The sequence below is a fragment of the Lutibacter sp. genome, from assembly GCF_041596795.1.
In the GTDB taxonomy this organism is placed as follows: Bacteria; Bacteroidota; Bacteroidia; order Flavobacteriales; family Flavobacteriaceae; genus Lutibacter.
Genome location: NZ_JBFHHX010000137.1, coordinates 1 through 8,379, shown reverse-complemented (window position 1 = coordinate 8,379; position 8,379 = coordinate 1). Strand labels below are relative to the sequence as shown.

Sequence of the window (8,379 nt, the reverse complement as noted above, 5' to 3'; positions counted from 1 at the left end):
ACCAATTTCATTTAAATAAATACTTACAATTTTTGTTGATAGTAATTCTCCAAAACCAATTATTTGATCGTAAATAAAATTATAATCAGTTTCTTTATTTGTTATTAAAAAGCCACTTAATTGCCCAAAAAATTGCTCAATTTCAATAATAATATTTGGCTTGTTTTCTTTAAACAAGCTATCTATAATGGTAAAATGATAATTTCTTACAAAATCTATTTTCTCATTTAAATCGTCCTTTTTATTACAATATGAATGAATTATTTCTTCAAAAGCATTGGTCATTTTTCCCATTGCGGAAATTACAATTAAAGTGTTTTCAAAACCCTCATGTTGTAACACTTTTAAAACATTCTTTATACTTTCCGCATCTTTAACCGATGCTCCTCCAAATTTAAAAACCTTCATATTAAATAGATTTTATAAACTGTTTATATAATTTTTAATCGCTTCATTTTCTATATGCACAGTATTCCAATCGCGTAAAACTCTAGCTCCGGCCTTTTCATAAAAATTAATAGCTGGTGTATTCCAATCTAGCACAGCCCATTCAATTCTTTTTACTCCTTTCTTATAACCAAACTCTATTACCTTAGCATATAAAGCACTTCCTATTTTAAGCCCTCTTTTACTTTCAGTTACTATTAAATCTTCTAAATGAATTGTTGGTCCTTTCCATGTAGAGTAACGTGGATAAAACAATGACATTCCAACTATTTCAGAATCCATTTCAGCAACAAAACAGTTAAATAATGGAGATTCACCAAAACCATCGTTTTCTAAATCTGCAACAGTTACCTCAACTGCATGTGCTTCGTTTTCAAAATGAGCTAATTCTTTAATTAGTTCATGTACTTTAATCATATCTTCTTTAACGGCTTTTCGTATGGTAAAACTCATTTGCTTCTATAAATTTATTTAGTATTGCTAAAATAAATAATTTGAATTCAAACTATCTTACAATCTCTTCATTTTTAAAAATATTTTTCTCGATATTTGTAAGACTAACTATTAACAACTATCAATGGAAAACAACAATTTAACCCTAGGAGAATTTATTATTGAAAATCAAAAACATTACAAATACACTTCTGGTGAATTCTCTAGACTGCTGAGCTCCATTAAATTAGCTGCAAAAATTGTAAATTATAAAGTTAATAAAGCAGGTTTAGTTGATATTTTAGGCGCTGCTGGAGACACCAATATACAAGGTGAAGATCAGCAAAAATTAGACGTTTATGCAAACAATGTGTTTATGCAAACCCTAATTAACAGAGAAATTGTTTGTGGAATTGCTAGCGAAGAAGAAGATGATTTTGTTACAATTAAAGGCAAACAAGGCACCAACGAAAACAAATACGTTATGCTTATTGATCCGTTGGATGGCTCATCTAATATAGATGTAAATGTTTCTGTAGGAACCATTTTTTCTATTTACAGAAGAATTACTCCTATTGGATCACCCGTTCAAATTGAAGATTTTTTACAACCCGGAAGCGAACAAGTTGCTGCGGGTTATGTAGTTTACGGAACTTCAACAATGCTGGTGTACACTTCTGGAAATGGCGTAAACGGATTTACACTAAATCCAGCTATTGGCTCCTTTTATTTATCGCATCCTTCTATGAGTTTTCCAGAAGATGGAAAAATTTACTCTATAAACGAAGGAAATTACGTTCATTTTCCTCAAGGCGTAAAAGACTATTTAAAATATTGTCAGGAAGAAAAAGATGATAGACCTTATACATCGCGTTATATTGGCTCCCTAGTTTCAGATTTTCATAGAAATATGATTAAAGGCGGAATTTATATTTACCCAACAAGTTCCATTGGTCCAAAAGGTAAATTACGTTTACTTTATGAATGTAACCCAATGGCATTTTTAGCAGAACAAGCAAATGGAAAAGCTACCGATGGTTATAAACGTATTTTAGATATAAAACCAACGGAATTGCACCAACGTGTTCCGTTTTTCTGCGGAAGCAAAAACATGGTTAATAAAGCTGGTGAGTTTATGGCTAAATATCCCGAAAACGGAGATTATTAGTATTCTATAACTTTAAACAATAGAACCATAGAAACATTCTATACTAAGATTTTTTAGTGTGAAAACCGTTCGTTATCTTTGATTACAATAAATGTTGAACTAAAAAAATATAAAATTATGCCATTTGAATTACCAAAATTACCGTACGCATACGACGCTCTAGAACCACATATTGATGCAAGAACTATGGAAATTCACCATACAAAACATCATGCAGGATATACAAACAACCTTAACAATGCTATTGCAGGAACTGCTTTAGAAGGAAAATCTATTGAAGCTATTTTAGCTGATTTAGATATGAACAATGCTGCTGTTAGAAATAACGGTGGAGGTTTTTACAATCACTCATTGTTTTGGGATGTTATGAAACCAGAAGGAAAAGGATATTTATCAGGTGAATTAAAAGATGCTATTATAGCTGCTTATGGTTCTGTTGATAAATTTAAAGATGTTTTTGCAAACGCTGCAGCAACCAGATTTGGATCAGGTTGGGCTTGGCTTTGTGTACATAAAGGTGGAAAAGTTGAAGTATGCTCTACTCCAAACCAAGACAACCCATTAATGCCAGGTGTAACTTGTGGAGGAACACCAATTTTAGGATTAGACGTTTGGGAACATGCATATTATTTACACTACCAAAACAGAAGACCAGATTATATTAATGCATTTTTTAATGTAATTAACTGGAACGAAGTTGAAAGACGTTACGCTGAAAGCAAATAATTTATGTACTATTAACTAAAAATAGAAAAGTCCGCAATTGCGGACTTTTTTTATCTCTATTAATTACTTTTAAGCAGCTTTAAATAAGTTTATTAATACACATAAACTTAGTATGTTTTAAGTACATTAGCACATTAAAATTTTATTGTTGTTACTTATGCTAACATCCCATTTAGGCGAACTATTTGCTTTATTAACTGCTATTTTTTGGACCACTACCAGTTTATCTTTTCAACAAGCCACCAGAAGAGCTGGATCTTTATCAGTAAATGTATTACGCTTAATTATAGCTTTTTTTATTTACGGAATTATTTCCTATTTCTCCAGAGGATTATTTTTACCATTTGATGCAGGAACACATCAATGGATTTGGATGTCAATTTCTGGTTTAATCGGATTTGTTTTTGGTGATTATTTTCTGTTTAAATCGTACGAATTAATTAGTGCTCGCATTTCTATGCTAATTATGTCGTTAAGTGCACCAATAGCAGCAATAATTAGCTGGTTTTTATTAGGTGAAACTATGAACTTGCTCTCCATTTTTGCCATGTTTATAACCATTTTTGGAATAATAATAGTAATAACAGAAAAAAAGAAGTTAGACGATGAAAAAGCAGGTTTAAAAAACAAAAAAATTCAATTTTCATTTTCCCCTAAAGGAATGTTGTTTGCCTTTTTGGGTTCTATAGGACAAGCATTAGGATTGGTTTTAAGTAAATATGGAATGGAAGATTACAACGTGTTTGCAGCTACACAAATTAGAATTATTACAGGATGTATTGGTTTTATTATATTAATTACACTTATAAAAAGATGGCCAAAGGTTAAACAAGCGGTAACTGATAATGTTTCAATGAAATTTATTATAATTGGTTCAATTTTTGGACCTTTTCTAGGTGTTTATGTATCATTATTAGCTGTAAAATATACCACTGTTGGAATTGCATCAACAATAATGGCTATTATACCTGTATTAATTATTCCACCAGCAATATTATTATACAAAGAAAAAGTTACTGTAAAAGAAGTTATAGGCGCGTTTATAGCACTTGGAGGAATTGTTTTATTCTTTATCTAAAAGAGATTACTCAAAATTTAATGGTCCAAAATAACCCATTTGCCTAACAATCCAATTTTTTCTTTTTTCCACGTAATTAGATGATCTTGTGGCTTTATATTTTCTTGGATTTGGTAAAATAGCCGCAATAGAAGCTGCTTCATATTTAGACAGTTTATGTGCCGATTTTCTAAACCAATGTTGCGCTGCTGCTTCAGCTCCATATACACCATCACCCATTTCAATACTATTTAAATACACTTCTAATATGCGCTCTTTGCTCCAAAAAACCTCAATTAAAAATGAAAAATACACTTCAAAACCCTTTCTTACATAACTACGTTGTGGCCAAAGAAATACATTTTTTGCTGTTTGTTGAGTAATAGTGCTTCCTCCTTTAATTTTTTTACCTTTTTTATTGCCTTCGTACGCTTTTTCAATCGCTTCTATATCAAAACCAAAATGAGCTAAAAACTTTTGATCCTCACTCACTACTACAGCTTTTGCTAAGTTTGGAGATATGTTATCCATAGAAACCCATTTATGCGTAAGTGTTGCAGATTTCCCTTCAGACCATTGCTCTATATTTCTAATAAACATTAAAGGTGTAAAAGGAACAGGCACCCATTTGTAAACAACCACCACAAAAATTGAAGTACTAAAAAATACAATAATTGCTTTAAAAAACCAGCGTTTTATTTTTTGAAAAAATCCTTTCATTAATAAATATTTAGGCAAAAGTATTATTTTTTTAATATGATTTTTACTTTATTTTAAAGCTTTAAGAATTTCTATAGTTTAGAATGTGAAAAAATAATCTTATTTTGTGAAGAATTAACTCGGCATTTTTCACTATCTCAAAAAAATAAAAGACTTTTGTCTATTCTTATTCCAATTTAAATGAATACTATTATACATACTATCAAACAATTATTTTCAAAAATTAATTTTGGTAAAATTACTTTTAAAAAGGCTTTAAAATATGGCTTTTTTACAGTTTTATCTCTATTTATACTATTTTTTATTGCCATTTATTTTGGTTTTTTTGGAAGGGTTCCTACAAATAAAGAAGTACAACATTTTCAAAATATGGAAGCCTCTGAAGTTTACTCTGCCGATAATATTTTGTTATATAGATTTGACAAAGAAAATAGGGTAAATATTCCTTATGATTCAATTCCAAAACATTTAGTAAATGCTTTAGTAGCAACAGAAGATGCTCGTTTTTTTGATCATAGTGGTGTAGATATAAAAAGTTTATTTCGCGTTTTGGTAAAAACAATTATTATGCGCGATAAAAGTTCTGGTGGAGGTAGCACAATTACCCAACAGTTAGTAAAAAACTATTTTCCTAGAAAATCACACCGCATATTCTCTACACCTATTAATAAATTAGAAGAAATGGTTGCTGCTTATAAACTAGAGCAACATTTTACCAAAGAGCAACTAATAGAGTTTTATTTTAATACGGTTCCATTTGGGCAATCGGCTTTTGGTGTAGAAAGTGCATCACAGCGTTTTTTTAGTACAACAACCTCCAAATTAACTATGGAACAAGCAGCTGTTTTGGTAGGTATGTTAAAAGCAAGTTACACCTACAACCCAGTAAAATTTCCTGAAGCTTCTAAAAAAAGGAGAAATATTGTATTAAATTTAATGCAGGAAGCAAAATATATTACAAAAAAAGAAGAAGATTCTATTTCCGATTTACCTTTAGTAACTAAAGAAAAAAGATTGGTTCGTCATGTTGGAAAAGCAAAATATTTTACTGAATATGTTAGAGGTGAAATGAAAAAATGGCTTGAAGAAAACAAAAAACCAAGCGGAAAAGACTACGATTTATACAAAGATGGTCTAAAAATTTACACTACTTTAAATTATGAAATGCAACAGTATGCAGAACAATCTGTTGCTAAACAACTAAAAAAATTACAAAGAGAGTTTGATAATGAATGGCGAAATGATGAGCCATGGGCAGAAACTCCTGTGGTTTTAGAAAACGCTATTAAAAATTCTAGCAGATACAAACGCTTAAAAGAAAAAGGAATCTCAGAAAATAATATTAGAGCCAATTTTAATACTGAAATTCCAATGAAAATTTTTACGTGGGATGGTGATAAACAAGTAACCATGTCTCCGTTAGATTCTATTAAACATTATTTACGTTATTTACACGTAGGTTTTATAGCTATTGAACCTCAAACCGGACATATTAAAGCGTATGTTGGAGGAATTAACGAGCAACATTTTCAATACGACCATGTAAAAACAAAACGTCAAGTTGGTAGTACATTTAAACCTTTTGTATACACTGCTGCAATTGAAAAAGGTGTTTCACCGTGCGATATGTATCCAAATATTTTAATAAAATATCCTCAATATGAAGATTGGGAACCAAAAAATTCTGATTGGATTTACGGCGGTGAATTTAGTGTTTGGGGAGCTTTGGCAAATTCAACCAATACGGTTACTGTTCAACTAATGGAAAAAGCAGGGTTAAAAAACATCATTAATTTGGCTACAAAAATGGGAATTGACACAAAATTACCTGAAATAGCTTCACTTTCTTTAGGAACAGCCGAACTTTCTTTATTAGAAATGGCAAGAGCTTACACCACTTTTCCAAACTATGGATTACCAACTCGCGAAGTATCAATTGTAAAAATTGTAAGTAGAGAAGGTGAAGAATTACCAACTTTTCAGGTAGAAAAAAGCAAAAAAGTATATTCGGAAAAAACAGCAGAAGTAATGGTTCAAATGCTTGGAAAAGTAATTACAAATGGAACTGCAGCTTCTTTAAGATATGATTATGGTTTGTATAATGACATGGGTGGAAAAACTGGAACTTCTCAATCGCAGGCCGATGGTTGGTTTTTTGCATTTTCATCTAATTTAGTTACAGGAACTTGGGTTGGAGCAGAAAACCCTGCAATTCACTTTAAAACTATGAATAACGGACAAGGTTCACATACCGCTTTGCCGGTTAATGGTAATTTTTTACGATCATTAAATAACAATCCATCTTTTAAATATTATGTAAACGGAAGTTTTAAAAAACCATCTAAAGAAGTGTTGGAATTGTATAATTGTTTATCTAGAAAAGGTGTGCCGTCGCCTCCAAAAGATACTGTTGAAGTTGTTACAGATTCTTTAATTGTTGTAGATCCTTCAACTATTATAGAAGCAAAAGATTCTATTCCTGAGTTTTAAAATTTTAAAGAAATTATAACACTAACAATCCGTTTTTTCTTAGTGTATCTATTGGTTTAGAATACCAAAACATTTCAAAGTTTTCAAACTCTGTTTCAAAGTTTTCTTTTAACTGATGATATGTGAAGGATTCATTATTGTACACACTTAATTTCTGAAGGTTTTTAACCAACCAAATACCCAAATTTTGTGGAACCGAAATTTCAAAACTTTCGGTTTCACTAAAAAAGGTAAGTTGAATCATATAATAAGTAGTTCCCTTTTTAGTTTTTGAAAATAAATTTTGCAAAGGTTCACCTCCTAACCACAAAACTTTAGCCGTTGGTTTACATAATTCTAAACCATCGTTTTCTATAGCTGCGCGTATATGGTTATTTTTAATATTTGTTCTAGGTATTTTAAAACTAAACCATTCCTGTAACGGCAAATCAAAACCAATTCCGTGCATAAAATTGAAGATAGATTTTTTTAAACCATCACTAAATTTACTATGATCTATACCTGTTTTATCTGTAAACTGTATATCATTATTTGCAAATGATATTTCTTTTAAATCAGGAATAATATGATAACTTTCAACACTAGCACCAATAGGACTATGTGCTGTTAATGCAAATTGATGCCAAAAGCCAGATTTAATAATATCCAGTTCAAATAATTGACGAACCATTTCTAAACTATCTACAGTTTCCTGAATGGTTTGCGTTGGAAACCCATACATTAAGTAAGCGTGTACCAAAATACCTGCGTCGGTAAAACTTTTAGTTACCTTTGCAACTTGCTCAACGGTAACTCCTTTTTTAATTAACGCCAGCAACCTATCCGAAGCAACCTCTAAACCACCTGAAACCGCAATACAACCAGATGCTTTTAACAATAAACACAAGTCTTTAGTAAAGCTTTTTTCAAAACGTATGTTGGTCCACCAAGTTACTGTTAGTTTTCTTTTAATAATTTCAATTGCTAAAGCACGCATTAACGCCGGAGGTGCAGCTTCATCAACAAAATGGAAACCAGTTTCGCCAGTTTGTGCAATTATTTGCTCCATTCTATCCACCAATAATTTAGCGGTTATTGGTTCATAAATTTTAATATAATCTAAAGAAATATCACAAAAAGTACATTTTGCCCAATAACAACCGTGCGCCATTGTTAATTTATTCCATCGGCCATCGCTCCATAAACTATGCATTGGATTGGCAATTTCTATAACTGAAATATAATTATCAAGCAATAAATCACTATAATCTGGCGTACCAATTTCGGCTTGTTTATAATCATTTTTTAATGATGAATTATTATAAACAACAGCGTTATTTATCTTTAAAAAAGTTCTTTT

The 8,379-nt window shown here is 30.9% G+C and carries 7 protein-coding genes and 1 pseudogene; 4 read left to right on the top strand and 4 right to left on the bottom strand.

The features are described 5' to 3' along the window. Both ABY298_RS13170 and ABY298_RS13165 read right to left on the bottom strand, forming a co-directional pair. A pseudogene (locus ABY298_RS13170) lies at positions 1 to 408 on the bottom strand (aspartate kinase); the annotation flags it as partial. 12 nt (positions 409 to 420) lie between these two features. Next, entirely contained in the window at positions 421 to 900 is a 480-nt protein-coding gene (locus tag ABY298_RS13165; protein WP_372746521.1) for an N-acetyltransferase family protein, read from the bottom strand. A 124-nt stretch (positions 901 to 1,024) separates the two neighbouring features. Here ABY298_RS13165 and fbp point away from each other — a divergent pair, with 124 nt between their 5' ends. From fbp to ABY298_RS13150, 3 genes are all read left to right on the top strand, one after another. Beyond that, positions 1,025 to 2,047 carry a class 1 fructose-bisphosphatase gene (fbp, locus tag ABY298_RS13160; RefSeq protein ID WP_372746520.1) on the top strand — a complete coding sequence of 341 codons (1,023 nt, stop codon included), beginning with the start codon at positions 1,025 to 1,027 and terminating at the stop codon, positions 2,045 to 2,047. A gap of 117 nt (positions 2,048 to 2,164) precedes the next feature. Next, complete coding sequence (locus ABY298_RS13155) at positions 2,165 to 2,773, top strand: superoxide dismutase (protein WP_372746519.1); 609 nt, start codon at positions 2,165 to 2,167, stop codon at positions 2,771 to 2,773. Positions 2,774 to 2,930: 157 nt separating this feature from the next. Continuing rightward, positions 2,931 to 3,851, top strand: coding sequence for a DMT family transporter (locus ABY298_RS13150; RefSeq protein ID WP_372746518.1), 921 nt, complete (start codon positions 2,931 to 2,933; stop codon positions 3,849 to 3,851). Positions 3,852 to 3,857: 6 nt separating this feature from the next. On the opposite strand, the gene mtgA is transcribed toward ABY298_RS13150, so the two are convergent. Next, a complete protein-coding gene (gene mtgA, locus ABY298_RS13145; protein WP_372746517.1) occupies positions 3,858 to 4,550 on the bottom strand; it encodes a monofunctional biosynthetic peptidoglycan transglycosylase in 693 nt (230 codons plus the stop codon). 180 nt (positions 4,551 to 4,730) lie between these two features. Between mtgA and ABY298_RS13140 the strand changes: the two genes are divergently transcribed. Then, complete coding sequence (locus ABY298_RS13140) at positions 4,731 to 7,040, top strand: transglycosylase domain-containing protein (RefSeq protein ID WP_372746516.1); 2,310 nt, start codon at positions 4,731 to 4,733, stop codon at positions 7,038 to 7,040. Positions 7,041 to 7,053: 13 nt separating this feature from the next. Here ABY298_RS13140 and ABY298_RS13135 read toward each other — a convergent pair. Then, on the bottom strand, positions 7,054 to 8,379 hold a 1,326-nt coding region (locus tag ABY298_RS13135; protein WP_372746515.1), incomplete at its 5' end, for a radical SAM protein.